This is a genomic window from Pseudomonas sp. SAR267 (assembly GCF_052077595.1).
In the GTDB taxonomy this organism is placed as follows: domain Bacteria; phylum Pseudomonadota; class Gammaproteobacteria; order Pseudomonadales; family Pseudomonadaceae; genus Aquipseudomonas; species Aquipseudomonas vlassakiae.
This window is the reverse complement of sequence record NZ_JBQIHU010000001.1, coordinates 269,612-291,720: the sequence shown is the minus strand read 5'-3', so window position 1 is coordinate 291,720 and position 22,109 is coordinate 269,612. Positions and strand designations below refer to the sequence as shown.

The window sequence follows — 22,109 nt, the reverse complement described above, 5'->3', positions numbered from 1 at the left end:
TTGTTGGAAAGAGGCTCCCCGAAGGGAGCCTCCAGACCGCAGTGCTTACATCGAGGTGTTGGAGATGGCCAGCGAGTTGCTCTGCTGGTTGCCTACACCCGCTGCCACGTTCACGCCCAGGTTGCCGCTGCCACCGTTCACCGAACCACTCAGGGTGGCGGTGTTGGTCACAGGGTTGGCCCAGCCGGTCGGGGTCAGCACTTGGAACGACACGGTGTTGCTCAGCGCGTACTCGCTAGACTCGCTGAAGCTCTTCGAGATGCTGTCCGACGACTGCGATGCTTTTTCGCCGGCTTTCTCGTAAGCCGAGGCACTGGCTTTTTCCCATGCCGAGGCGTTGGCTTTCTCGTAGGAAGTATCGCGAGACTTGTCGTAGGACGAGTCATGGCTACGGTCATACGAAGAGTCATAGGCTCTGTCGAAAGACGAGCTGAGCGACTTGTCGAACGACGAGTTGCTGGACGAGTCATGCGACTTGTCGATCGATGCATCCAGCGATGCACTGAGCGATGCGTCGAAGTCCGAGCTGCGCGAGCGAGTGAAGTTACCGAAGGTTTGCGACGACGATGCGCTGCCATTGGCGCTGGCATCGAGCGATGCGCTAACCGTGGTGTTGGAGGACGAGCTGTGGTCGCGGCTGGACGAGCCGTTCGCAGCCCAGTTGTTGGAGCCACTGGCGCTCATGCTGTTGCTGCCGCTGGAGCTGCTGCTGTTAGAGCCGCTGGCGGTCATGCTGCTAGAGCCGCTGGAGCTGCTGCTTTTGCTGCCGCTGGCACTGGCGCTCTGGCTGCCAGATGCGCTGTAACTCGAGCTGGAGCTCTTGTCGACGCTGGCATCTAACGAACCGCTACGCGAGGCCGAACCACTCGAAGAAGTGGTGAAGCTCAGCGTGTCGATGGTGTAGGTGCGGTCGGCACGGTTGTTCACCTCCAGACCAGGGCCGTTCTGATCGGCCGAGGCGGTGGCGGTCGAGTTACCGATAGCCGCAGCGTTGTTGGCGATGGCCATGGTATTTTTCTGCTGGTTCAGGTCGCCGCCAGCGATGTTGATACCAATGTTGCCGCTGCTGCCGTCAGCCGAGCCGCTCATGACCGCAGAGCTCTGCGTCGACCAGTTGTTGACGGTGTTGTTGTTGCTGCGCTGGGTAACTTCAGCGGTAGCAGTAGAGGTGCCGAACACGAAGCTGTTGTCGATGTCGGCATTATCGGACGAAGTGTTGGCGATGGCCGCAGCGTTGTCCTGCTGGTTGCCGTTACCGGCGGCCACGTTGACACCTACGTTGCCGCTGGCGCCGGTACCGGAGCTGCTCATTTCAGCTTCGTTGATGGTGCCTTCGTTACGAATGGTGTTGCCGGTGCTTCTTTGGGAGTCGGTCGCTTCAGCGGTGGCGCTGGTGTAGACCGCCCTGTCCATTTGCCGGTGGTGGTTGTTATGGTTGTCGTGACCACGACGATTGTTCTGATCCGCTTGTGCAGCAACAGCCATGACCGCAGCAATTGCGAAAACCAGAGGCTTGATTGCCATCGAGGGTTTCATGGTGTTTCTCCGTCTTTTAGGTTAAGTGTTGTTCTTTACCTGTCTGGGTCAGTTCGCGACCCTAACGCTCAGGGTGTTTGCCGTCTGGTTACCCACCCCGGCGCTCTGATTCAGCTGAATGACCCCGCGGCTACCGGTGAATGCCTGATCACCGGTGGTGACCTGGCGATAGCCGGGTGAGGTATCAGCTGGATCGGAGCTGTTGATCAGCGCCACGTTCTGTTGCAGCAGGACGCTGTCATCGATGCTTTGCGGTTGTGTACTGATGCTGATGCGAAGGGCATTGGCCTGCTGGGTTGCCGCGCCGGCACTCTGGTTGACGCCCAAGGCGCCGTTGCCATGACTGAAGGCGTTGCCCTGAATGCTGGCGCTGGCGCCCATGTTCGGGTCGACGATGGACAGCTGGCGCTGACGAATTTGCGTGCTGGCAGCGGCCTCGTGCCCCGTAGCGAGTGCCCTGGCGTTGGCTTGTTGCTGTTGATCGCCAGCGGCCTGGTTAACGCTGAAATTGCCTTGGTACTGTGCGCCGGAACTGTCGATGTTGGCGTCGTTGATAACCGGAACCGGAGATTGTGCCAGCGCCGAGGCACTGCTCAGCAGGGCCAGGATAAACAGCGTCTGCCTCATCTCATTTGCCTCCGGTCAGGATCTGCAGTGGGGCAAGACCGCGCTGAACGCTCGAGTTGACCATGTTGGAAATGCCGTTGCCCGAGCCGGTGCCGCGGCCGGCAGCCTGGTTTGCCAGCTGCGTCTGATTGCCGATCTGGCCGCCAAGGTTGTTGGTCTGCTGAGTGACCAGCGAGGAAATCCCCGTGCCGCTGGTGATGCTGGCAAAGTCGCCATCGCTCAGTTCGTTGGTCTGTTTGAGAACGTATGCGGAGGGATTGGCATTGGCGGTGGTAGGGTTGGGGTCGGGCGCCAGGGGCGCTCGGATGGCCATGCGCGGTTGAACATCGCGGGTGATGACGATGATGCCGTTATCGGCCATCGCGGGCAGCACCGAGAACCCAGCACAACCGACCAGCAGCAGGCGAACAATGCCTTTATCCAGTTTCCCCATGACGGCTACTCCTTCTTTTGGCGCTGGTCTTGTGCAGCGTTGCGATGGAGAAGAGCGAAAGCCGTGCCGTTTTTGGATAATGCTTTAAAATCAGATGGTTGCGCGCATTGCCTGAACTGGTCGTGAATTTGTTGTATCAGCGCTGAGACAAATTTTCAGTGAATTGGCGTTTGGCCCAGCATTTGCGTTACTCGAAGGGGCTTTTCGACGATTGTTTCACAACCTTGACACTGCCCCCACAAATGGCTGGGAGCCCACAGAAACGGGAGCTTGGCCTCAGCCAGGTGTGTCATGGGGTTAACACTCGGTGGGGCAGATCGGGGGTTTTCCCTGCAGCAGGCGCTGAACTGCAAGCAGGGCCGTCGCACTGCGTTGCGGCCAGTCTCCCTCAATGATCTGCAGCGCTTGCCCGTGGCGCTCCAGCCAGCGACGGCTGTCGTCGAAAAACACCTGGCGGTCGGCAAGGGCTGGCTGGCTGCGCTGGCCATCGTCGACCCAGCCTACGCCTTGCGGGCTGAGCAGCAGATGCAGGTCGTAGCGGCGGGCAAGCAAAGCCTGCTCCAGCCAGGGCGGGCACGCGGCGAACAGGGCCTGGCTCCACAGCATGTTGCTCAGCAGGTGGGTATCGAGGATCAGCAGTTCAGGCGCCTGCTGGCGGGCCTGGTCTTCCCAGGCCAGCTGGCCGCGGGCGATGGTGGGGATATCGGCATAGCAGGTGTCGCGGCATTCCTGGTCGATGAAGTGGCGAACGTATTCGGCCACCACGATGCCGCCGAAATGCGCCTGGATTTCACCGCTGAGCCAGCTTTTGCCGCTGGATTCGGGGCCGCACAGTACCAAGACCTTCATGCGTGCACCACAGCCGGGTCTCGGCGCCATTCCAGCCAGCCGCGTACCGCGATCAGGGTCAGTACGGCAAAGAAACCCGCCGTGAAGTACAGCTGCTGGTGCAGGTACTGGCCGACATAGACCACATCCACCACGATCCACAGTGGCCAGCATTGCACGCGTTTTTGCGCCATCCACAGTTGCGCGACCAGGCTGAAGCCGGTCAGCGTGGCATCCAGCCAGGGCAGGGCGGCATCGGTCCAGCTTGCCATCGCCGCACCGAGCGCCACGCTCAGCAGCAACCCTGCCAGCAACCCGCCGAACAACGCCTGGGTTGGCAGGCGCGAGACCTGGCGAGCGTCCTCGACCCGGTCCGGGCGCTTCCATTGCCACCAGCCATACAACTGCAGCACGGCGTAGGCCAGCTGCAGCAGCATGCCCGAGTACAGCTTCACTTCGTAGAACAGCCAGCCATAGATCAGCACCATGACCAGGCCGATCGGCCAGCACCAGGCATTCTGTTTGACGGTGAGCCACACGGCGGTGACGCCGAGCACGGCGGCGAGGAGTTCGAGGCCGGACATCGGCGATCCCAGGTTGGCAAAGGGCGCCGATTGTAGCGTGTGCAGGGCAGCAGGTGTAGCGAGCAATCCGCAGCGGCCCGCCTGGCGGGCCGGTGATCACGCCCGGTTCAGACGCGGAATTGGCGCAGTAGTTGTTCAAGCTCCTCGCTCAACTGCCCAAGCGCCGTGCCGGCGTCGCTGGACTGGCGCGCGGCATCGGCGGTCTGCTGGGACAAACTGGCGGTGTCCAGCACATTGCGGTTGATCTCCTCGACCACGTGGGACTGCTGCAAGGTGGCACTGGCGATCGACGCATTGAGCGCAGTGAGGTTATGCAGCGCCTGGCTGATGGCAACGAGGCTGGTGCCGGCCTCGCGGGCCTGGTGCACGGTCTGGCGCGAGGCCTCGCTGCTGGTATCGATGGCTTTGACCGCAGCATCGGACTGGCCTTGCAGGTGCTCGATCATGGTGTGGATTTCGGCCGTCGACTGCGCGGTACGTTGGGCCAGCAGGCGGACCTCGTCGGCAACCACGGCAAAGCCGCGGCCCTGTTCGCCAGCGCGAGCGGCTTCGATGGCAGCGTTGAGGGCCAGCAGGTTGGTCTGTTCGGCGATGGCGCGGATCACTTCCAGCACCCCGCCGATCTTCGTGCTGTGCCCGGCCAGCTCACGGATCACCTGGACGGCCTGGTCGATGGTCGCCGAAAGCTGATCGATCTGTTGCAGGCTGCCGTGAATGGCCTGCTGGCCGTGTTCCACCTGCTGTTGCGCGGCGCGCATCTCAGCGGCGGCCTGTTCGGCGGTCTTGGCCACGTCCTGCACGGCATAGGTGACTTCGTTGACCGCCGTCGCCACCTGGTCCATCTGCAAGGACTGCTGGGCGCTGTGCTGCTGAGCAGCGCCAGCGTTGTCGCCAACATTCCCGGCCGACTGCGCCAGGGCATGGGCGGCACCCTGAAGCTGGCCGATTACCCCTTGCAGTTTGCCGTTGAACTGGTTGAAGTGCTGGCCCAGGTGGGTGATCTCGTCATGCCCGTGGGTGTCCAGGCGGCGGGTCAGGTCGCTTTCGCCGCTGGCGATGTTGCCCATCGCCTGCACCGCTTCCTGCAGGGGGCGGGCAATGCTGCGGGCAATCAGCATGACCACCAGGGCCATCAGCACGGCGATGGCCAGGGCGACCAATGAGGCATCACGCAACTGGCGGGCGAATTCGGCTTGCACATCGTCGACGTAGACGCCGGAGCCAATGATCCAGCCCCAAGGCTCGAACAGCTGGATATAGGAGGTCTTGGCCACCGGCTCGCTGGCGCCCGGCTTGGGCCAGCGATAGTCGACCGGGCCGGCACCCTGGCTGCGGGCGAGGGCCACCATCTCGTTGAACACGGCGAAGCCGTCCGGGTCGCGAATGGCGGAAAGGTCCTGGCCATCGAGCTTGGGGTTGGCAGGATGCATGATCATCTTCGGCCCCAGGTCGTTGATCCAGAAATAGTCGTTCTGGTCGTAGCGCAGCGCCCGCACCACTTGCAGGGCCTGCTGCTGGGCCGCCTCGCGGCTGAGCGTACCGGCGGCTTCCAGGCCTTGGTAATAGGCCAGTACGCCAGCGGCGGTCTGCACCACGTGGCGGGTTTTTTCCGCCTTGGCCTGGTACAGATCGCCATGGATCTGGCGCAGCATCAGCAGGCCGAGCATCACCAGCATGCCCACCGCAACCACCAGAATCAGCCATAACCGACGGCTGATCGACATCGACCGCAATGCCTTCATCGAAAACTCTCCTGCATTGTTCTTCTTATTCAGGTGCATCCAAGCATGCTTTGCAGACGGCAGGCACTCGACTAATGGCTAAGTGCTAGTTATTGGCTACTCTGCCACAGGCTGAGCGCGCCTTTGCCTCGCCGCTTTGATAGGATCTCGGCCGGGCAAGATGAAACCTTTAGCCAAGGTGAACTTTTCCACTGGCGTAGGTCCCAGAAGTCGCTGTAAAAAGGCCGCGCCGCGTGCGGCAACCACAAGCAAATCAAGAATAAGGGGCCTGCAAGCAGCAGTGCTTCCTCGGGGGAATGATGGATTTTTGGACTGCCTTCCAGGCAATCATCTTAGGTGTGGTCGAGGGGCTCACGGAGTTCCTGCCGATTTCCAGTACCGGTCACCAGATCATCGTCGCCGATCTCGTCGGGTTTGGTGGCGAACGGGCCATGGCGTTCAACATCATTATTCAGTTGGCGGCGATCCTGGCGGTCGTGTGGGAGTTCCGCAGCAAGATTCTCGAAGTGGTGTTCGGCCTGGCCAACCAGCCTAAGGCCCGGCGCTTTACCGGTAACCTGCTGCTGGCGTTCATGCCGGCAGTGGTGTTGGGTGTACTGTTCGCCGACCTGATTCACGAATACCTGTTCAATCCGATCACCGTGGCGACGGCGCTGGTGATCGGCGGCGTGATCATGCTCTGGGCTGAGCGTCGCCAGCACACCGTAGCGGTCGACCATGTTGACGACATGCGCTGGACCCACGCCTTGAAGATTGGCTTCGTGCAGTGCCTGGCGATGATCCCGGGTACCTCGCGCTCGGGTTCCACCATCATCGGCGGCCTGTTGTTTGGCCTGTCGCGCAAGGCAGCCACCGAGTTCTCCTTCTTCCTGGCAATGCCGACCATGGTCGGCGCAGCGGTGTATTCGGGCTACAAGTACCGCCACCTGTTCGAACCAAGCGACCTGCCGGTTTTCGCCATCGGTTTCGTGACCTCGTTCATCTTCGCCATGATTGCTGTGCGGGCGCTGCTGAAGTTCATCGCCAACCACAGCTATGCGGCCTTTGCCTGGTACCGCATCGTCTTTGGTTTGCTGATCCTGGCGACCTGGCAGTTCGGCTGGGTCGACTGGGCGACGGCACACAGCTGACATGGCGCGGGCACAGCACACGGCGCCACGCGGCGCTGGACACACGCAGAGCGTGCGCAATGCGCGCATCAAGTTGCTGCTGCTGGCCGTGCTGTGTCTGTTGCCAGGGCTTGGCGCGGCGAAGATGGGCTGGAACGGGCAGAACTGGGTACCCCTGGCGATGTACCCGCTAGTCAGCCTGATCAGCCTGCTGCTGTACTGGCAGGACAAGCGCCAGGCCCAGGGCGATGCCTGGCGCACACCAGAAAAGGTCCTGCATGCCAGCGAATTGCTGGGGGGCTGGCCCGGCGCCCTGGTCGCTCAGCAACTGTTCCGCCACAAGACGCGCAAATGGTCCTACCAGCTGGTGTGCTGGGGCATCGTGCTGCTGCACCAGGTGTTCTGGCTCGACTACCTGTTCCTGGGCAGCCGTTTCCTGCCTTTCAACTGATCAGCCCAGCAGGCCTGCCTGCAAACGTCTTGGCAGCCGCCGCACCACCAGTTGGTGCGAACGCTGGAGCAAGTCGCACAGTTCTTCACGGCCCATCGGGTAGGGTGGCGCCATGCTGATCCATTTCGCCCGTGCCAGATAGGGAGCGGGCCGCACACCCGGCCGGTCGCAATAGCCCAGGAACAACTCATCGGCCACCTTGAACGACAACCCGGCGCCAGCCAGGTCGAGCACCGCGAACATCTTGTTGCCGGCTACGGAGAACACCCGGACACCGCCCCATTTGTAGTCTTCCCGCGCACCCGGCAGGCTCAGGCAGAACGCCGCCACCTGGTCCTCGCTGATCGTCTGCCTAGACATAACGTTCCCCACACGCCTCGAACGACACCGCCAGGTGGTCTATCCATGCCCGCACGGCCGGTAACAAGCCACGCCGATGAGGATAGACCGCCTGCAGGTAGCCGCCTGGCAATGACCAGTCCGGCAGCAGCTTCACCAACTCGCCACGTTCCAGCTCCTCCTCGCAGAACATGCTGGGCAAAGCGGTAAAGCCCAGCCCGGCGCGCACGGCAGCGTTACGCACGACGAAATCGTCAATCGCCAGGCGTGGCTCCAGGGCGATTTCCTGTTGTTGGCCATTGGGCCCGAACAAGCGAAAGTGCACCAGCCGATCGGCTTCGGCGGCTCCCAGCACGGGCAATGTGGCCAATTCGGCGGGCTCGCGCAGGTGCTCGGCAAAGCCCGGCGCTGCCACCAGCTGCATTTGCGCCTGGCGCAGCCGGCGAGTGACCAGGGCCGGGTCCTCGTCGCCCAGGTCGCGCACGCGCAGGGCCACGTCGATGCCTTCGGAAATCAGGTCGACTCGGCGGTTGAGCAAGACCATGTCCAGTTGCACCTGTGGATACTGCTCGAGAAAGCGGCTGATGATGTCCGGGAGAAAGGCATGGGCCAAGGCCACCGGGCACGACACACGCAGCCGCCCGCGCGGCTCGCTGCTCATGCTTGCTACCACCTCGTCGGCAGCCTCGGCCTCCAGCAGCATGGCCTGGCAGTGGTGCAAGTAGCGTTCACCCACGGCAGTCAGTTTGAGCTGGCGCGTGGTGCGCTGCAGCAAACGGGTGCCGAGGCGTTCCTCGAGTTCGGCGATGCGCCGCGACAGCCGCGACTTGGGGATGCCCAGCTGGCGACCGGCTGCAGCAAAACCGCCGGCTTCGACCACCTGGGCAAAATAGAAGAGGTCATTGAGGTCTTGCATGGTACCGGCTCACTGTTCTACCTGTGGGACAAACTAACGCATTTTTAGCGACTTCTCAGCAATTCGTCGTCCCGGTAGGATTCTTTCTATCGCGATCGCCCACCGCTGCGGTCTTCACTCACAGGAGAGTCCCATGAAACTGTTGCATATCGATTCGAGCATCCTGGGCGACAATTCCGCCTCTCGCCAACTGAGCCGCGAAGTTGTCGAGGCCTGGAAAGCTGCAGACCCAAGCATCGAAGTGGTCTACCGTGACCTGGCCGCCGACGCCATCGCCCACTTCTCGTCCGCCACCCTGGTGGCGGCCGGTACTCCGGAAGAAGCACGTGACGCCGCGCAGGCCTTCGAGGCCCAACTGAGCGCCGAAACCCTGGAAGAATTCCTTGCCGCCGACGCCGTGGTGATTGGCGCACCGATGTACAACTTCAGTGTGCCGACCCAGCTCAAGGCCTGGATCGATCGTGTGGCCGTAGCGGGCAAGACTTTCCGTTACACCGAAGCCGGCCCGGAAGGCCTGTGCGGCAACAAGAAAGTGGTGCTGGTCTCTACCGCCGGTGGCCTGCACGCTGGCCAGCCGACCGGCGTCGGCCATGAAGATTTCCTGAAGGTGTTCCTCGGCTTCATCGGCATCACCGACCTGGAAGTCGTCCGCGCCCACGGCCTGGCCTATGGCCCGGAGCACCGTACCCAGGCCATCGACGCCGCCCAGGCGCAGATTGCCAACGAGCTGTTCGCCGCAGCCTGATCCTCTGGCGACAGACAAGCCGGCTGGCGCTCCATGCGCCAGTCGGCTTTTTTCATCCAGTTTTCATGTGCCGGTGGCCAAGCCGGTTCTATGCTGACGCTATCCTGGTGCCTGTTGCGCGATAGCCGACCGATGAACACTCCCCGCTGTTTGCTGGCATTGCTGCTCGGTGGCCTGTTGAGCCAAGCCGAAGGCTCCCCTTGGGTTGCCGGTTTGCACCACATGACCCTGGATGACCCGGTCGATGCCCGGCCGATGCAGGCCTTGGCGTTCTATCCATCCCAGGGTACGCCGCGTAACATCCGCATCGACGGTTACCCCATCGACGTCGCTGAAGAGGCCCCGGTCGCCCTTGGGCAGTTTCCGTTGCTGGTGCTGTCCCACGGCAACACTGGCAGCCCGCTGGCGCTGCATTACCTGGCCACGTCCCTGGCCCGTCAGGGCTTCGTCGTGGTGGCGGTCGTACACCCGGGCGACAATGCCCGCGACCACAGCCGCCTCGGCACGCTGAGCAATCTTTATGGCCGGCCCCTGCAGATCAGCGAGGCCATTACCTCGGCCCGTGAAGACGCGTTGCTTGGCCCTTACCTCAATGATGGCAAGGTCGGTGTGATCGGCTACTCGGCTGGCGGTGAAACAGCGCTGATCCTGGCTGGCGCCCAGCCCGACCTGGATCGCCTGCGCCGCTATTGCCTGGAGCGCCCCGGTGATGCCGATGCCTGCAAGACCCACGGCGTGCTGATTGCCGACCGCAGCGAGCTGGCGCCCAAGGCTGACCCCCGGGTAGGTGCGGTGATGCTGATGGCACCGCTGAGCCTGATGTTTGGCCGCCATGCCCTGGCTGCTGTGAAAGTGCCTGCGCTGATCTACAGCGGCGACAGCGACCAGTTGGTGGCGGTGGACCGCAATGCGGAAGAACTGGCACGCAAACTACCGATCACCCCTGATTACCGTTTGCTGGAGGGGGCCGGGCACTTTGTGTTCATGGCCCGCTGCGACGAGGAGCAGCATGCGCGCATGCCGGTGCTGTGCAAGGACGCCGAGGGTGTCGACCGGCGCCACATCCACCATTCACTGCAACGCGACACGGCCGCGTTCTTCACCCAGGCCCTGGGCGCACCGGAGCCGGCCGAGCGTTCAGCCGCGGCGGCTGCGCCGCGCCAGTAGCAGTGTCAGGCCGACACCGGCCAAGGCCAGCAGGGCTGCGACGCAGAAGATCGAGGCATACCCCAGGTGCACGGCTACCGCGCCCATCAACGGGCCGGCGATGGCCAATGCCATGTCGAAGAACACAGCATAGGCCCCCAGCCCGGCGCCCCGGCTGCTGCTGGGCACTTGCTTGATGGCTTCGACGCCGAGTGCCGGATACACCAGCGACAGGCCGAAGCCGGTCAGGCCGGCACCGACCATTGCCCAGGGCGGCGAGGGGGCCAGCCACAGCAGGCTCAGGCCGATCACTTCGGTGGCCATGCAGGCCATGGCCACGTTGTAGCCGCCGAAGCGGTTGACTGCATTGACGAACAACAGCCGAGAAATGATGAAGCACAGGCCGAAGGCGCTCAGGCACCAGGCGGCGCCAACCCAGCCGCGTTCCAGGTAATAAAGGGTAACGAAGGTGGTCAGTGTGCCATAGCCGATCGACGCCAGGGTCAGCCCCAGGCCGCAGGGCGCGACGCGGCCAAAGGCCGACCAGAAGGGCAACCGTTCACCGCGCGTCACCACCACGTCGGGGCGTTTGCGCAGGACCAGCAACGCCAGCAGCGCCAGTACCAGCAGGGCAGGGCCGAGCAGGCTGAAACCCATGCCAGCGACTGCCAGCACACCGACCGGCGCGCCGATGGCGATAGCCCCGTACGAGGCGATGCCATTCCACGATATCACCCGCGCCGTGTGTTCCGGGCCGACGTGGCTGATACCCCAGCTCAAGGTAGCAACGCCGATCAGCCCTTGGGCCAGCCCTAGCAGCACCCGGCCACCGAGCAGCAGGGCCAGGCTCAGTAGCGGCGCGCTCAACGACCAGGCCGAAAGCAGCGTCAGCACCCCGCAACCGGCGATGCCCAGCAAGCCATAGCCAATGGCCTTCTTACCCCCCAGGGTATCGGCCACGCGACCGGCAAAAGGGCGGCTGAGCAGGGTCGAGAGGTACTGTAGGCCGATGGTCACCCCGGCAACCACCGCGCCGAACCCCAGCTGGTCGTGGACATAGCCGGGCAGCACCGCGATTGGCAGGCCGATGCAGAGGAAGGCAATGAAGGTATAAAAGACGATCGACAGGATCTGCAGGGTAATGCTGAAGGTACTGTTGGCGGGGGCGGGTTGTTGCGCGGTCATGGGCACGTTCGCGGGCGGGCGGTTGGGCGTGCCCTAATCATGGCCGCTGCGCGAAGTAAATGAAAGCATGCTAACGATATATTCGTCGGGAAGTGTCACCCTGTGACATAGACGGCGGCTTCTTCGCTCGTAAACCCGCCCCCACGGGGCCTCCACAGGGCCTGAAGGCAACGAAATCTCCTGTGGGAGCGGGTTTACCCGCGAAGAGGCCGGCCCAGCCACCACAAGGTGATCAGGCCAGCTCAGCTATTTCAGACCACGACACCCTGGCTACGCAGGTAGTCGTCATAAGTCCCGCTGAAGTCCACTACACCATCAGGGCTCAGCTCGATGATACGAGTCGCCAGCGACGACACGAACTCGCGGTCATGGCTGACGAACAGCAGGGTACCCGGGTAATTTTCCAGCGCCAGGTTCAGCGCTTCGATCGATTCCATGTCGAGGTGGTTGGTCGGTTCGTCCATCACCAGCACGTTCGGCTTCTGCAGGATCAGCTTGCCGAACAGCATGCGGCCTTGCTCACCACCTGAAATCACTTTCACCGACTTGAGGATCTCGTCGTTGGAGAACAGCATGCGCCCCAGGGTGCCGCGGATCACCTGCTCGCCGCTGGTCCACTGGCCCATCCAGTCGAACAGGGTCATGTCCTCTTCGAAATCGTGGGCATGGTCTTGGGCGTAGTAGCCCACCTCGGCGCTGTCGGTCCACTTTACCGAACCTGCATCCGGGGTCATCTCGCCGACCAGGGTGCGCAGCAGGGTGGTCTTGCCGATACCGTTGGGGCCAATGATCGCCACGCGCTCGCCCGCTTCGACGGTGATGTCGAAGTTCTTGAACAGCACCTTGTCATCGAAGGCTTTGGCCATCTTCTCGACGACCACCGCCTGGCGGTGCAATTTCTTGTTCTGTTCGAAACGAATGAACGGGCTGACACGGCTCGAAGGCTTGACCTCGGCCAACTGGATCTTGTCGATCTGCTTGGCACGCGAAGTGGCCTGCTTGGCCTTGGAGGCGTTGGCCGAGAAGCGGCTCACGAAGGTCTGCAGTTCAGCGATCTGGGCTTTCTTCTTGGCGTTGTCCGCAAGCAACTGCTCGCGCGACTGGGTGGCGGCCGTCATGTACTCGTCGTAGTTGCCCGGGAACAGGCGCAGCTCACCGTAGTCCAGGTCGGCCATGTGCGTGCACACGCTGTTGAGGAAGTGCCGGTCGTGGGAAATGATGATCATGGTGCTGTTACGCGCCGTGAGAATGTTTTCCAGCCAGCGGATGGTGTTGATATCCAGGTGGTTGGTCGGTTCGTCGAGCAGCAGCACGTCCGGGTCCGAGAACAGTGCCTGGGCCAGCAGTACCCGCAGCTTCCAGCCCGGTGCCACTTCGCTCATCGGGCCAAAGTGCTGTTCCAGCGGAATACCCAGGCCGAGCAGCAGTTCACCGGCGCGGGATTCGGCGGTGTAGCCGTCCATTTCGGCGAATTCGGTTTCCAGCTCGGCGACGGCCATGCCGTCCTCTTCGGTCATTTCCGGCAGCGAGTAGATGCGGTCGCGTTCTGCCTTGACCTTCCACAGCTGGCCGTGGCCCATGATCACGGTGTCGATCACGGTGAATTCTTCGTAGGCGAACTGGTCCTGGCGCAGTTTACCCAGGCGGGTGTTCGGCTCGAGCATGACCTGACCACCGGACGGCTCCAGGTCGCCGCCGAGTATCTTCATGAAGGTCGACTTGCCGCAACCGTTGGCACCAATCAGGCCATAGCGGTTGCCGTTGTTGAATTTGACCGAAACGTTTTCGAACAGCGGCTTGGAGCCGAACTGCATGGTGATGTTGGCGGTAGAGATCAAGTGCTTGTCCTGCGGGGGTTCCAGAGGTGTATTTAGGCCCTCTCGTCAGTTTTGGGCCAATTTTGGGCCAATTCGACTCGGGGCGGCAGCTTCTCCAGCTCCCTCCAATCCGAGGAGGAGCTGATCCATTTCGCGTAGGTAGAAAGCAACATCTCGACGCTGTGGCCTAGCTGGTTCGCGATGAACGCAGGGTTCATCCCAGACATGAGGCACATGGTTGCGTAGGTGTGGCGGGTGTCGTACTGACGGCGTTCACGGATGTCCAGCGCCTTGAGCGCCGATTTGAAGTGGCGGATTGTAACACTTGGCTCGTTGATCCACAGCCCACCTTTGCTCGGTTGGAACACAAAAGGGCTCACTGGATGGGCCGATTTGGACGCCATGCGTCGAAGAGTCGCCATCCGCTGGGCCTGGGCGATGGCGTTTAGAGCGCGTTCGTTGAGCAGCACCACCCGGTGATGCTTAGTCTTCGTGCGCTCTTCGGGGGCTCGGTTGACGATGATCCGGCGAATCGTTGCCGATCGCTGATCCAGGTCGACATCCTCCCACTTCAGGCCCATGGCTTCGCCAGGCCTGACCCCAGTGAAGAAGCAGAACTCGAAGAACGCCGCGTAGATTTGGGAGTACTTGGGAAGCGTTGCATAGAGGTGCGAGATGATTGTCTCGGCCTCCGTCCTGGTATAGGGGTCGACGACCTTCTTCACCGGCCTCGGCTTGTCGAGCGAGGCGGTGGGATTCTTGGTAATCAATCCGTCGAACACAGCAGTCTTGAATACGCTCGACAGCTTGATGATCGCATTGCGCTTCACCCCGGCGGATGTCCATTGGATCTGGGAGATCACCCCGCGCAGCATGGTTGGGGTGATCATATCCAGCCTGCGCAAGCCGAGGTATGGCATCCAGTAGATGTTGAAGATGCTCTTGTAGTTGTTCCGGGTGCCCTGAACGATGTCCCGGCTGTCCAGCCACATCTGGGTGTAGGCGCCCAGGCTGGGCATAGCGTCTGCGGCTTGCCGCGCTGCCTCCGAGCCCGGGAAGAGCTCGGCGTACTTTTCATCATCGAGTAGGTTGTGCCGGATCAGGTTGACTACTTGATCACGTAAACGGCTGGCAGCTTTGATCCCCTGCGCTGTCGGGGGATGTGCGACGGTTTCCCCGCGACGCTCACCGTTCCAAGTGAAACGGATTCGGAGCGAGTCTCCTCGGATTTCAATTCCAGGGGGCAAACCCACAGGCTTTCGAGCCATTCCTCATATCTCCATCTGCTGTACATGATGTTGCGACCGTTCTTGTTCCAGACGCCCTCGGGAATTTTCCCGCGCTGGCGCCTGGTTTGAAGGGCGCGCAGCGTAATACCCAGCAGGTCGGCCATCTTCTCTTCCGTCACCTTGTCCAACTCCTGGGCAACGGCCTGTTCTTGCCCGGCGTGTTCATCGCCTGGCTTTTTCCTTTTTGAATGCATCAGGGTCTCCACGCCGCCGGTGGCGGCAGGTTGGTGGTCAGGCAGCGCCTTCGACGATCGAATGCTCAACCGACTGCTTGATGGGGTCGTGCGCGCCCATGTACACCCGGCGCATGGCGCTGTCCTGGCGGCAAACCACGTCATCGGTGGCTTCCTCGTCCTCGCTCAGGAACGGAAGTGCTTGATGCCGTATCTGCTCGATGGTCAGACCCTCTGGTACTTCATGGACGGTCTTCACGGTGGTGGTGATCGTTATGATGGGCATGCAGAATCCTCGCCCGCGCATGTCGGCGGGCTTGAGTAGATGGGGGAGGGTTAGCAGTTGAAGGCGAACTGGAAGTAGCGACCGTCAGGAAGGGGAAGAGCTACGGTGCCGGAGAAGTCATCCCCGGACATGCCGCACTCTTGATCGACGTACACGTCGCCCAGGGCAAAGCCGTTGTCCTGAGGTGCGCCTGCCGGCTCGTCGACGATCTCGTAGTCGTAGGTGTTCTCAGCCGCTTCAATCTCTTCCTCGACCTGGGCGAACACCTCATCACCAACCAGCGCCTTTACCATTTCCAGCACGGGAGCGTTGCGCGCCTGCTGATCCAGAAGGTACTGGGTCTGGGCCTCGTCGGCTGCCCGCATGATCTCGAAGCACTCTTCATCGGTGATTCCGAAGATGTTGTTCATCGCGGTCCCTTCCATACCAGGTAGGCCATGTACATCAGGGGCAGGATCATGGCATCAGCTCCTTGGGCACCTGGACGGTATCGCCGAGCTTGTAGTAGACGAAGCCGCGGCAGAACGCGACCAGTGCGGTTGGACCGTAGAGCCAGACCCCAGCGCCTGCCGGGCCGCCGCTGTAGCTGCAGCTGCTGTCGCCCAGGTGTGGATTGTGGTGGGCGCTCCCCAGATGCTTATCGAACAGCGGGCCTCCTTGGCTCCAGTCAGTGGAAGGCTCGTATTGGTTCGTCCAGCACCAGCCCTCCGGAAGTTCGTAGCTGCAGCTGAACCCGTTGCCCTTAGCCTTCATCTCCTGCGCGCCGGAGGCCATGGCCACGGCCCAGTCCAGCGGCGCGCCGATCATCCTGGCTGTCTTCACTTCGATCAGGTCGGTCATGACTTCTCCTTGCGGGCCTGCTGGGAGCGGTACATTTCAGCACTGCTTGAGCAGCCTCCGCCCTGGCAGCCATGCTCGTGGCAGGCGGTCGAGTTGCATACAGACCGGTAGCCGGTACCACCACACATGCTGCAACCGGCTCCGGCATGGGACGGGCAGGGATAAACCTCCCATGGCGATCCCCATTTCTGCCGGCTGGGTCGTAGCATCCCGGTGCCAGCGTCCGGTACTTGCTGATCCTGTCGAGCGCTCACAGCTGATACCTCTCATCAATCCAGCGCCCAGGCGCCAGAGCGGGTGTAGGTTCGGGTTGGGTTTCGTGCGGGGAGAGCTGGCGCTCGTTTCCGGCCACTTGCGGCAGCCAGACCTTCACGCAGCTGATTGCGTCATTGCCAAGCGACCTCATGACGTAGCAGACGACGCCTCGCGGTTTGTCTTCGAAGGTCGAAACGCCTGCCGGCAGTTCGGTGGCGCTGGCGCCGGCGGCCAGCAGCAGTAGGCAGAGGGCGAGGCGGGTCATTTGCGCAGGCCCTCGTCTGGGTCCAGCCCGTAACGCCTGCACAGCGCTTGGGCTACGCCTGAGCCGCAGACAAAGGCGTCCATCATTAGTACCCAGCGCGGGGTCTTTTGCCTGCTGGTTCCGCTGACGCACCGGACAGCAGTGCCGATGAGGTCATCTTCCGTGTATTCGCACCCCGCCAGGGTGATAGTCCGGCTCTGGCCCTTGAGCCGTTCAATTTCCGCCTGCAGCTCGGCAACTTGGCCGTGCTCGCATTCGTCGCTTTGGTCGTCGATCAGCTTTAGCCCGACCATTTCATCGTCACGCCAACCACCGTAGTCGTGGTCGTACCGTTCGCAGCAGAAGCCCTCGTCGCCATCGCGGGTCGGGATCGTGTAGCTGTCGAAAGGACCGCCATAGGTCGGCACCATCCCACCATCGGGGTGCTCGATCCACATGAAGAACTTGCGGCCGGTGATCGGGCATTCGTCCGGGCACCACCGTGCCGCCGTTTGTGCGCTGGGCATACGGATTCCTTGGCCGCCATATCGCGGCAGTGAATAGAGGGGAGAGGAGGTTTACTGACTTATGTCGTGCGAGTGGGGTCCACCAGGTAGGCATGCTCTCCGGCTTGCCTCACAGATTGGTGACGACGATGGATAAATTGAACAGGGAGAAGCAGTTTCGGGCTTATGAGCTACTTCGTAAGCTAGACATGCAAACCGCGGCCACCATGAGTCAGGTTGCATATGGGCATATCTCCGGTGCCGAGTGGGACTATGTATGCGGCCAGCATCGCAAAGCGTTCGAAGATTGGATGGCCTTCGCTGCAACCATCGATAAGCCGGATTGATCTCGCCCCCGATTGTCCGATTCAGTTCTCAACCTTTGCGAGTTCTGTTGATTACCTCTTTCCCTTCGCTATGGTTGGTTAAGGCATACAACCAAAGTCGTAGGAGGGCGGCATGAGGATTCGTGGTGATGTTTATTGGTCTTGGGCAGACCCCAATTTGCACCATCGGACTCATGATGAGACCCTGAGTGATGGCACTTTCATAGATGTCCAGGTGCGACTGTCGCGAACTGGCACGACCCAAATGTTCATCGGCATATACGCCTCCGATGGCATGGCCATCCATGAGGAGGCCTTTGATTCTCGGCCAGGCGAGACAATGACCCGAGCGCTCGCATGGGGTGTTGGTCGCGCTCGTCGGATCGCTGCTGATGGTGTGGCTGCTGCTGATCGTCGCTCTGCCTCGAAATAGACAGGAGAGGTTACAGCTGGGCGGAGTACAAATGTGCTCCGTGGTGGTCTAGCCTTGTGCGCGCATGAATGCAGCCATGTCGCCCATCTGCTTTATGATGAAGCGCTCTTCATCAGCTGCGGCAGCGATGATCCTTTCTCGGCGCTTCTTGCAGAGCCGGCAATCGACCATGGCCCAGTCGCCTGATAGCTCACTGGCCTCACCTAGCCAAGTGCCGCACGGCGCTTGCTCAAGGTCTTCCAGGTCGGTGAATGGTGCGAAGTGCGTCTTCACGACTCCACCTGCGCCGCTGCGCTGGAGATGGCGGTGCAGACCTTACCGCGGAGCTTGTCGATAGCGTCCCACCACTTCTCGCCGTACTTATGGGCAAGGCGGCCATGGCTGTCGTGGCCGGTCATGATGTACATGAACTCGTCGGCCTGTTTTAGCAGCCCGCGCTGCTCGGCCAGCTGAGTGCGAAGTCTTCCAGCCTCGGCGCCAATCTCGTCACGCTCATCGTTAAGGTCGCGGATGATCTGGGAAAGACGCTCAACCTCGCCAGGATCGGCGTGGGCGTAGAGCTCGGTCCCGACTTTCAGGTCATGCGACAGAAACTCAATTACTGCCGTGTCGTTTGCGCCGATAGCTACTATGGCGGCCGGCTCGCCCTGGTACTGCTCGGCAGATACTGCGCTTATCATCGGCCCCAGGCCAACCACCGGCAGGCCCATCGCCGCCGCATCCCGCTCTGCCTCTTCTTTGGTCCACCAGAAGGCAGTACCAACCATCCAGGCTATGGGCTCGTGGTGGGGCTGCGGGGTTGGCTGTGACAGTAGGGCGCGCATATGGCGGATGCAGCCAGCTACCTCCTCGTAGTTGGATGCGGTGGTGTATCCGGACATGTGGTCCGCTTCCTTGAGGAGCGCTTCAATATCTGAGCGCGGCACGCTGACCATCTGGGTGTTGCTGGATCGGTTTTCTGTGGGCATGGTTAACCTCGCCGGGGAGGCGTTATCGTTGAATAGGGGAAGGCGCTGGCGGGCTGCTCGAAGAATAAATTGCACATCTCATGGGCAGTGCTTATCGTGCGGCTTTCGTGACGGAGATTCAGTTGATGGAATTAGCGGAAACAAAGTTGGCTACATTGTTTTATCACGAGATGTTCTGGTTATCGCATTCGATAGTCAGAAAGTGTGAAGAGGTTTTTTCAAAATCTAATATTCCCGAGCAGGGGTATATGATCCAGGTTGATCCTGAGGTGCACTCGAAAATTGCTTCAGTACTGTCAGATGCGGCTAACATCAAGAAGCTAGTTCAGACTCAGGGTGTTAAGTTAAAAGGCGAGAATGCGGTTAGATTCAAACTAAGAAAAGATAGGGCTCGCGAGCTAGCTCAAGCGCTTGCCCCGCTTGAGCTAACCGAGATTTTCAATCACAAGGTGAGAAATACGCTTGAGCATTTTGATGAGTATCTAGATGAGGCGAACTACGATATATCTAAGAGGCCTGATCTTGGAACCATGGCGGCTTACAATATGGTTATATCTCATTGGGAGGTCACCGAGCCTAGAGTTTACCCAATTAGATTGTATGTTGCCTCAGAGAAGAAGTTTTACAATATGAAGTGGGCTGTTGATATAGGTTTAATTCATAAAGAGGCGAATCTGATAATTGATCGGCTGAAAAAAATACCGGCATTTTCTAATCAAGAGCCAGGAGGGCTAATGATTCGGGTCTGAGATATATCTTTTGACCCACGCCGATAAGCGGATTTCATAGGAGTGGTCACGCTAGCTCTATCAGTTTACTCAATTGATCATCGCTGAGACGGTCAGCTCCGTGGATGAGGCGGGAAATAAGGTCCTGCTCCTCCTCGATCCGGGCGCGAGCCATCGAGCGCTTAAGCGCTTTGTCCGTGTTGTGATAGAGGTCCGTGACAATGCGGCGTGACAGCAAGAGGGCTTCGCGCTCCTCTTTCGTCAGCTTGTCTCGCTCGCGCTGTTCCTTCTTGCGCTGGGTTGGCGACTTCGCCATTGCTGATACCTCCCAGGCCGCTGGGCGGCAGATTGATGTGCTGCTGGCGCCGGCCGTGCCGGGCGCGTGCGGTGGTGCGTTTCATGTCCTGCGTTTCGCTCGTTTCTCGGCGGTGGTCGGAAAGTCGATTTCGAACTCCCGAATGATTCGGCCGAGCTGTTTGTAGGAAATTTCGAGAGCCCGAACTACGTCTGCCCTGGTCATCCCCACATTGCGATAGGCAATGATCCGTTCAGCCTTTTCCCTGTCTTCGACTGGGTCGCTGAGCTTCTTGCCGTAGTTGCTCATGCCGTAGTTCGGGTCGCGCTTGAACTTGAAGTTTCCTCGCGATGCCGCCCTGACGAGAGCCGATTGGGAAAGTCCGGTGTGGGCCATAGCCTCCTTGTAGGTCATGGTTTTTGCCAGTTCGCGGATCTCGTCCAGGCGTTGCTGTCGAGCAGATATTTGCTTGACGGCCGCCTCGCTCACTTCGACGGTTGTCTTTTCGCGCCGCGGCCTTGGCGGCACATAACCGGCGCCTGGTAACACCTGGACGGCACCGCCGCTGCTGAAGAAGCTGTCGATGCTCGCATTGAGCTGGGCCAGTACCGCCTCGCGCTCGCCTAATTGCGTTGCACTGTTCACTGCAATACGCCTCCCTTGCTTGCCGCGCCTGCCTCCATCGCGTCAACGAACCGGAGCGCCGCCCGGTAGCTAAAGGCGAAGCCCTGCACCGCGCCCGTGGCGATCTCAACCACATCCCACGTGCCAGCCTTTCCTGAAGCTTGGTAGCGCGGGGCTGGCTGGCCGACCTTGGCGTGGGCCTCGGTCCTGGCTGACTTGCTGCGCTCGAGCAGGGCTGCGAGCACGGCAATCTTCTGCTCGAAAGCAGGGTGCATTGCTGTCTGCATGGGGTGATCCTCGATAGGGTCAGGCGTGGAGCTCGAAGGCCTCGGCCTTGCGAACGATTCGAACTTGGGCGGTGCGGCGCTCAGGGGCGCGGCGGTCACGGCGCATCGGGTCGCCGTCGCCGATCACCGCATGCATGGCGATGAGGCTGGCGAGCATGATGCAGAGCGGGCTGATGATCTGTTGGCGCATGGCCTTGGTGACCGCCTCGATGCGGCGCCCGGCTTCGAGCTTGAAAAGCGCGGCCTCGATACGGTTGGCCACAGTGCCCGGGCTTACCGCCATCTGGCGGGCGATCTCTTTGGTGGTGAGGCCTTGGGCCACCCACAGCAGAGCTTCGAGCTCGCGGGGAGCCAGCGCCTTGCCGAGCTGGCCAATCCATGAGCCGCAAGTGATCGTTTCCATGAAGTGTCCTCGGTGGGCTGCATTGGTGTGTGATCTGGCCGGCTCGGCGCCGGTGGTCATTCTTTCGACTCAGCTTTACCTGGCCGCCGCTGGTGCTACCCCGGCCTACGCCAGACGGGCTGACCACTTCCAGTTGTGCGCATGCTTGCGCTTCCAGATCACACGCCGATGCAGCCTGGTGATGGGGAACCAGGTAGATCGGGCAGTTTTCGTCAGGCTGACGTGGCGCTGGTTGTTTGGTGGCCAGCGGCCAGCTCACCACTGCGCAGGTGACGCGCTCAGTGGTAGGCTTGGAGTTCAACCAACAAGCACCACTGAGGGAAGATATGGGTCAGGAAAGATCTGGGATTATTAAGTCGGTAGATGTGGCTCGAGTGGCAGCTAACAAGCTCTCGATGCATGGCGACTCAAGGGACGTCAAGGAAGCAGCTGGAGCGATTTTCGCTTTGTGTAACGTGGTGACGGAGCTGCTTGAAAGGGTCGAAAAGTTAGAGGCTGAAAAGTAAGTTTTCCAGTTCAACGGGGCTTGCTTGGCGAGCCTCGGCGAACGCTTTAACAAAGAGGTCTCGTGCCGCTTTGCACTCATCCCCCGCCTCTCGGTATTCCCCCGCCTTCTTGTGCAACTGCACCGACGCTTCCTTCCAACTGTCGAACAAGTCTTCGACGCTCGCTTCTGTGCTGTTCTTCTCTTGGGCCATGGGCTGATTCCTCCGGGTTGATTTCCCGTCTGGCCCTGTCGCCAAGGCCAGCCAGTGAAATCGGTGTTGCTCAGCAAACCTGCGGGCCGACATGTCGAGCGAGGAAGCTTGCTGCGTTGCGTAACGTCCACCAGAACTCAATTGCCGGATTCACTCGGCGCCTGGTGGCTCATCTGCTGGTTTTTAAAGAGCGGTGGCTGCCGTGGCGGCCTCTGTGTCTGGCCGGTGTTGATCCGGCTATGAGGTGAGTATGAGTTTGCTCATATTGGCTGTCAATGGGGATTCTCATAAAAATA

The 22,109-nt window shown here is 61.0% G+C and carries 31 protein-coding genes and 1 pseudogene; 7 read left to right on the top strand and 25 right to left on the bottom strand.

Features of this window, described 5'->3' with window-relative positions; genetic code table 11:
• Positions 1 to 45: 45 nt before the first annotated feature.
• From ACTORR_RS01675 to ACTORR_RS01645, 7 genes and pseudogenes are all read right to left on the bottom strand, one after another.
• Positions 46 to 1,536: a heme utilization protein gene (locus tag ACTORR_RS01675; protein WP_313365338.1), complete on the bottom strand. Its 1,491-nt coding sequence runs from the start codon at positions 1,534 to 1,536 to the stop codon at positions 46 to 48.
• A 48-nt stretch (positions 1,537 to 1,584) separates the two neighbouring features.
• Positions 1,585 to 2,163 (bottom strand): hypothetical protein, encoded by a 579-nt coding sequence (locus tag ACTORR_RS01670; RefSeq protein WP_054886506.1) that lies wholly within the window; start codon positions 2,161 to 2,163, stop codon positions 1,585 to 1,587.
• 1 nt (position 2,164) lies between these two features.
• Positions 2,165 to 2,596: a hypothetical protein gene (locus ACTORR_RS01665; RefSeq protein ID WP_054886505.1), complete on the bottom strand. Its 432-nt coding sequence runs from the start codon at positions 2,594 to 2,596 to the stop codon at positions 2,165 to 2,167.
• Between the two features lie 297 nt (positions 2,597 to 2,893).
• Positions 2,894 to 3,445 carry an AAA family ATPase gene (locus ACTORR_RS01660; protein ID WP_054886504.1) on the bottom strand — a complete coding sequence of 184 codons (552 nt, stop codon included), beginning with the start codon at positions 3,443 to 3,445 and terminating at the stop codon, positions 2,894 to 2,896.
• Positions 3,442 to 4,008: a nicotinamide riboside transporter PnuC gene (gene pnuC / locus ACTORR_RS01655; protein WP_313365337.1), complete on the bottom strand. Its 567-nt coding sequence runs from the start codon at positions 4,006 to 4,008 to the stop codon at positions 3,442 to 3,444. The genes ACTORR_RS01660 and pnuC overlap by 4 nt, the downstream gene beginning before the upstream one ends.
• A gap of 107 nt (positions 4,009 to 4,115) precedes the next feature.
• A complete protein-coding gene (locus ACTORR_RS01650; RefSeq protein WP_409521032.1) occupies positions 4,116 to 4,850 on the bottom strand; it encodes a methyl-accepting chemotaxis protein in 735 nt (244 codons plus the stop codon).
• A gap of 138 nt (positions 4,851 to 4,988) precedes the next feature.
• Positions 4,989 to 5,660: pseudogene (locus tag ACTORR_RS01645) on the bottom strand (cache domain-containing protein); the annotation flags it as partial.
• A gap of 389 nt (positions 5,661 to 6,049) precedes the next feature.
• Between ACTORR_RS01645 and ACTORR_RS01640 the strand changes: the two are divergent.
• Positions 6,050 to 6,880, top strand: coding sequence for an undecaprenyl-diphosphate phosphatase (locus tag ACTORR_RS01640; RefSeq protein WP_054886520.1), 831 nt, complete (start codon positions 6,050 to 6,052; stop codon positions 6,878 to 6,880).
• Position 6,881: 1 nt separating this feature from the next.
• On the top strand, positions 6,882 to 7,310 hold the full coding sequence (locus tag ACTORR_RS01635; RefSeq protein ID WP_054886501.1) for a DUF1294 domain-containing protein: 429 nt from the start codon (positions 6,882 to 6,884) through the stop codon (positions 7,308 to 7,310).
• Here the strand turns inward: ACTORR_RS01635 and ACTORR_RS01630 are convergent, their stop codons facing one another.
• Both ACTORR_RS01630 and ACTORR_RS01625 read right to left on the bottom strand, forming a co-directional pair.
• The gene (locus tag ACTORR_RS01630) at positions 7,311 to 7,670 is read right to left on the bottom strand and encodes an MmcQ/YjbR family DNA-binding protein (RefSeq protein ID WP_054886500.1); all 360 of its coding nucleotides are present in this window, start codon (positions 7,668 to 7,670) and stop codon (positions 7,311 to 7,313) included. It lies immediately after the preceding gene.
• Positions 7,663 to 8,565 (bottom strand): LysR substrate-binding domain-containing protein, encoded by a 903-nt coding sequence (locus ACTORR_RS01625; RefSeq protein ID WP_054886499.1) that lies wholly within the window; start codon positions 8,563 to 8,565, stop codon positions 7,663 to 7,665. Before ACTORR_RS01625 ends, ACTORR_RS01630 begins: the two co-directional genes overlap by 8 nt.
• Before the next feature lie 133 nt (positions 8,566 to 8,698).
• On the opposite strand from ACTORR_RS01625, the gene ACTORR_RS01620 reads away from it, so the two are divergent.
• Positions 8,699 to 9,310, top strand: coding sequence for an FMN-dependent NADH-azoreductase (locus ACTORR_RS01620; RefSeq protein WP_441343514.1), 612 nt, complete (start codon positions 8,699 to 8,701; stop codon positions 9,308 to 9,310).
• A gap of 132 nt (positions 9,311 to 9,442) precedes the next feature.
• The gene (locus ACTORR_RS01615) at positions 9,443 to 10,477 is read left to right on the top strand and encodes an alpha/beta hydrolase family protein (RefSeq protein ID WP_441343513.1); all 1,035 of its coding nucleotides are present in this window, start codon (positions 9,443 to 9,445) and stop codon (positions 10,475 to 10,477) included.
• On the opposite strand, the gene ACTORR_RS01610 is transcribed toward ACTORR_RS01615, so the two are convergent.
• The 9 genes from ACTORR_RS01610 to ACTORR_RS01570 all read right to left on the bottom strand — a co-directional run bounded on the left by ACTORR_RS01610 (position 10,448) and on the right by ACTORR_RS01570 (position 17,072).
• Complete coding sequence (locus ACTORR_RS01610; protein ID WP_054886496.1) at positions 10,448 to 11,641, bottom strand: MFS transporter; 1,194 nt, start codon at positions 11,639 to 11,641, stop codon at positions 10,448 to 10,450. The genes ACTORR_RS01615 and ACTORR_RS01610 overlap by 30 nt on opposite strands.
• A gap of 251 nt (positions 11,642 to 11,892) precedes the next feature.
• Positions 11,893 to 13,479 (bottom strand): ABC-F family ATPase, encoded by a 1,587-nt coding sequence (locus tag ACTORR_RS01605; protein WP_054886495.1) that lies wholly within the window; start codon positions 13,477 to 13,479, stop codon positions 11,893 to 11,895.
• 32 nt (positions 13,480 to 13,511) lie between these two features.
• Positions 13,512 to 14,666, bottom strand: a complete 1,155-nt coding sequence (locus ACTORR_RS01600) for a tyrosine-type recombinase/integrase (RefSeq protein WP_441344115.1) — start codon at positions 14,664 to 14,666, stop codon at positions 13,512 to 13,514.
• Positions 14,567 to 15,010, bottom strand: a complete 444-nt coding sequence (locus ACTORR_RS01595; protein WP_441344138.1) for a hypothetical protein — start codon at positions 15,008 to 15,010, stop codon at positions 14,567 to 14,569. Before ACTORR_RS01595 ends, ACTORR_RS01600 begins: the two co-directional genes overlap by 100 nt.
• Positions 14,979 to 15,206, bottom strand: a complete 228-nt coding sequence (locus ACTORR_RS01590; protein WP_441343512.1) for a hypothetical protein — start codon at positions 15,204 to 15,206, stop codon at positions 14,979 to 14,981. Before ACTORR_RS01590 ends, ACTORR_RS01595 begins: the two co-directional genes overlap by 32 nt.
• Before the next feature lie 50 nt (positions 15,207 to 15,256).
• Entirely contained in the window at positions 15,257 to 15,616 is a 360-nt protein-coding gene (locus ACTORR_RS01585) for a hypothetical protein (RefSeq protein WP_441343511.1), read from the bottom strand.
• A gap of 46 nt (positions 15,617 to 15,662) precedes the next feature.
• Entirely contained in the window at positions 15,663 to 16,046 is a 384-nt protein-coding gene (locus ACTORR_RS01580) for a phage protein NinX family protein (RefSeq protein WP_441343510.1), read from the bottom strand.
• A 250-nt stretch (positions 16,047 to 16,296) separates the two neighbouring features.
• The gene (locus ACTORR_RS01575) at positions 16,297 to 16,566 is read right to left on the bottom strand and encodes a hypothetical protein (protein WP_441343509.1); all 270 of its coding nucleotides are present in this window, start codon (positions 16,564 to 16,566) and stop codon (positions 16,297 to 16,299) included.
• Positions 16,563 to 17,072, bottom strand: coding sequence for a hypothetical protein (locus tag ACTORR_RS01570; protein WP_371044421.1), 510 nt, complete (start codon positions 17,070 to 17,072; stop codon positions 16,563 to 16,565). Before ACTORR_RS01570 ends, ACTORR_RS01575 begins: the two co-directional genes overlap by 4 nt.
• Positions 17,073 to 17,200: 128 nt before the next feature.
• On the opposite strand from ACTORR_RS01570, the gene ACTORR_RS01565 reads away from it, so the two are divergent.
• Positions 17,201 to 17,398: a hypothetical protein gene (locus tag ACTORR_RS01565; RefSeq protein WP_441343508.1), complete on the top strand. Its 198-nt coding sequence runs from the start codon at positions 17,201 to 17,203 to the stop codon at positions 17,396 to 17,398.
• Positions 17,399 to 17,510: 112 nt separating this feature from the next.
• Positions 17,511 to 17,810, top strand: a complete 300-nt coding sequence (locus ACTORR_RS01560) for a hypothetical protein (protein WP_441343507.1) — start codon at positions 17,511 to 17,513, stop codon at positions 17,808 to 17,810.
• Positions 17,811 to 17,858: 48 nt separating this feature from the next.
• Here ACTORR_RS01560 and ACTORR_RS01555 read toward each other — a convergent pair whose 3' ends face one another.
• Complete coding sequence (locus tag ACTORR_RS01555) at positions 17,859 to 18,083, bottom strand: hypothetical protein (RefSeq protein WP_441343506.1); 225 nt, start codon at positions 18,081 to 18,083, stop codon at positions 17,859 to 17,861.
• The gene (locus ACTORR_RS01550) at positions 18,080 to 18,778 is read right to left on the bottom strand and encodes a hypothetical protein (RefSeq protein ID WP_441343505.1); all 699 of its coding nucleotides are present in this window, start codon (positions 18,776 to 18,778) and stop codon (positions 18,080 to 18,082) included. The genes ACTORR_RS01555 and ACTORR_RS01550 overlap by 4 nt, the downstream gene beginning before the upstream one ends.
• Before the next feature lie 125 nt (positions 18,779 to 18,903).
• Here ACTORR_RS01550 and ACTORR_RS01545 point away from each other — a divergent pair, with 125 nt between their 5' ends.
• Complete coding sequence (locus tag ACTORR_RS01545; RefSeq protein ID WP_441343504.1) at positions 18,904 to 19,527, top strand: hypothetical protein; 624 nt, start codon at positions 18,904 to 18,906, stop codon at positions 19,525 to 19,527.
• Between the two features lie 46 nt (positions 19,528 to 19,573).
• On the opposite strand, the gene ACTORR_RS01540 is transcribed toward ACTORR_RS01545, so the two are convergent.
• The 5 genes from ACTORR_RS01540 to ACTORR_RS01520 all read right to left on the bottom strand — a co-directional run bounded on the left by ACTORR_RS01540 (position 19,574) and on the right by ACTORR_RS01520 (position 21,813).
• Positions 19,574 to 19,822, bottom strand: a complete 249-nt coding sequence (locus tag ACTORR_RS01540; protein WP_441343503.1) for a hypothetical protein — start codon at positions 19,820 to 19,822, stop codon at positions 19,574 to 19,576.
• 81 nt (positions 19,823 to 19,903) lie between these two features.
• Positions 19,904 to 20,446 (bottom strand): hypothetical protein, encoded by a 543-nt coding sequence (locus ACTORR_RS01535; RefSeq protein WP_441343502.1) that lies wholly within the window; start codon positions 20,444 to 20,446, stop codon positions 19,904 to 19,906.
• Entirely contained in the window at positions 20,443 to 20,712 is a 270-nt protein-coding gene (locus ACTORR_RS01530; RefSeq protein WP_441343501.1) for a hypothetical protein, read from the bottom strand. The genes ACTORR_RS01535 and ACTORR_RS01530 overlap by 4 nt, the downstream gene beginning before the upstream one ends.
• A gap of 19 nt (positions 20,713 to 20,731) precedes the next feature.
• A complete protein-coding gene (locus ACTORR_RS01525) occupies positions 20,732 to 21,115 on the bottom strand; it encodes a response regulator transcription factor (RefSeq protein ID WP_441343500.1) in 384 nt (127 codons plus the stop codon).
• Positions 21,116 to 21,603: 488 nt separating this feature from the next.
• Complete coding sequence (locus ACTORR_RS01520) at positions 21,604 to 21,813, bottom strand: hypothetical protein (protein ID WP_441343499.1); 210 nt, start codon at positions 21,811 to 21,813, stop codon at positions 21,604 to 21,606.
• Between the last annotated feature and the right edge of the window lie 296 nt (positions 21,814 to 22,109).

Bases quoted from the DNA above. Each gene is read 5' to 3' on its own strand.
- ACTORR_RS01675 (WP_313365338.1), bottom strand. From the start codon at position 1,536: ATGAAACCCTCGATGGCAATCAAGCCTCTGGTTTTCGCAATTGCTGCG.
- ACTORR_RS01670 (WP_054886506.1), bottom strand. From the start codon at position 2,163: ATGAGGCAGACGCTGTTTATCCTGGCCCTGCTGAGCAGTGCCTCGGCG.
- ACTORR_RS01665 (WP_054886505.1), bottom strand. From the start codon at position 2,596: ATGGGGAAACTGGATAAAGGCATTGTTCGCCTGCTGCTGGTCGGTTGT.
- ACTORR_RS01660 (WP_054886504.1), bottom strand. From the start codon at position 3,445: ATGAAGGTCTTGGTACTGTGCGGCCCCGAATCCAGCGGCAAAAGCTGG.
- pnuC (WP_313365337.1), bottom strand. From the start codon at position 4,008: ATGTCCGGCCTCGAACTCCTCGCCGCCGTGCTCGGCGTCACCGCCGTG.
- ACTORR_RS01650 (WP_409521032.1), bottom strand. From the start codon at position 4,850: ATGGACCAGGTGGCGACGGCGGTCAACGAAGTCACCTATGCCGTGCAG.
- ACTORR_RS01640 (WP_054886520.1), top strand. From the start codon at position 6,050: ATGGATTTTTGGACTGCCTTCCAGGCAATCATCTTAGGTGTGGTCGAG.
- ACTORR_RS01635 (WP_054886501.1), top strand. From the start codon at position 6,882: ATGGCGCGGGCACAGCACACGGCGCCACGCGGCGCTGGACACACGCAG.
- ACTORR_RS01630 (WP_054886500.1), bottom strand. From the start codon at position 7,670: ATGTCTAGGCAGACGATCAGCGAGGACCAGGTGGCGGCGTTCTGCCTG.
- ACTORR_RS01625 (WP_054886499.1), bottom strand. From the start codon at position 8,565: ATGCAAGACCTCAATGACCTCTTCTATTTTGCCCAGGTGGTCGAAGCC.
- ACTORR_RS01620 (WP_441343514.1), top strand. From the start codon at position 8,699: ATGAAACTGTTGCATATCGATTCGAGCATCCTGGGCGACAATTCCGCC.
- ACTORR_RS01615 (WP_441343513.1), top strand. From the start codon at position 9,443: ATGAACACTCCCCGCTGTTTGCTGGCATTGCTGCTCGGTGGCCTGTTG.
- ACTORR_RS01610 (WP_054886496.1), bottom strand. From the start codon at position 11,641: ATGACCGCGCAACAACCCGCCCCCGCCAACAGTACCTTCAGCATTACC.
- ACTORR_RS01590 (WP_441343512.1), bottom strand. From the start codon at position 15,206: ATGCCCATCATAACGATCACCACCACCGTGAAGACCGTCCATGAAGTA.
- ACTORR_RS01585 (WP_441343511.1), bottom strand. From the start codon at position 15,616: ATGAACAACATCTTCGGAATCACCGATGAAGAGTGCTTCGAGATCATG.
- ACTORR_RS01580 (WP_441343510.1), bottom strand. From the start codon at position 16,046: ATGACCGACCTGATCGAAGTGAAGACAGCCAGGATGATCGGCGCGCCG.
- ACTORR_RS01575 (WP_441343509.1), bottom strand. From the start codon at position 16,566: ATGACCCGCCTCGCCCTCTGCCTACTGCTGCTGGCCGCCGGCGCCAGC.
- ACTORR_RS01570 (WP_371044421.1), bottom strand. From the start codon at position 17,072: ATGCCCAGCGCACAAACGGCGGCACGGTGGTGCCCGGACGAATGCCCG.
- ACTORR_RS01565 (WP_441343508.1), top strand. From the start codon at position 17,201: ATGGATAAATTGAACAGGGAGAAGCAGTTTCGGGCTTATGAGCTACTT.
- ACTORR_RS01560 (WP_441343507.1), top strand. From the start codon at position 17,511: ATGAGGATTCGTGGTGATGTTTATTGGTCTTGGGCAGACCCCAATTTG.
- ACTORR_RS01550 (WP_441343505.1), bottom strand. From the start codon at position 18,778: ATGCCCACAGAAAACCGATCCAGCAACACCCAGATGGTCAGCGTGCCG.
- ACTORR_RS01545 (WP_441343504.1), top strand. From the start codon at position 18,904: ATGGAATTAGCGGAAACAAAGTTGGCTACATTGTTTTATCACGAGATG.
- ACTORR_RS01540 (WP_441343503.1), bottom strand. From the start codon at position 19,822: ATGGCGAAGTCGCCAACCCAGCGCAAGAAGGAACAGCGCGAGCGAGAC.
- ACTORR_RS01530 (WP_441343501.1), bottom strand. From the start codon at position 20,712: ATGCAGACAGCAATGCACCCTGCTTTCGAGCAGAAGATTGCCGTGCTC.
- ACTORR_RS01525 (WP_441343500.1), bottom strand. From the start codon at position 21,115: ATGGAAACGATCACTTGCGGCTCATGGATTGGCCAGCTCGGCAAGGCG.
- ACTORR_RS01520 (WP_441343499.1), bottom strand. From the start codon at position 21,813: ATGGCCCAAGAGAAGAACAGCACAGAAGCGAGCGTCGAAGACTTGTTC.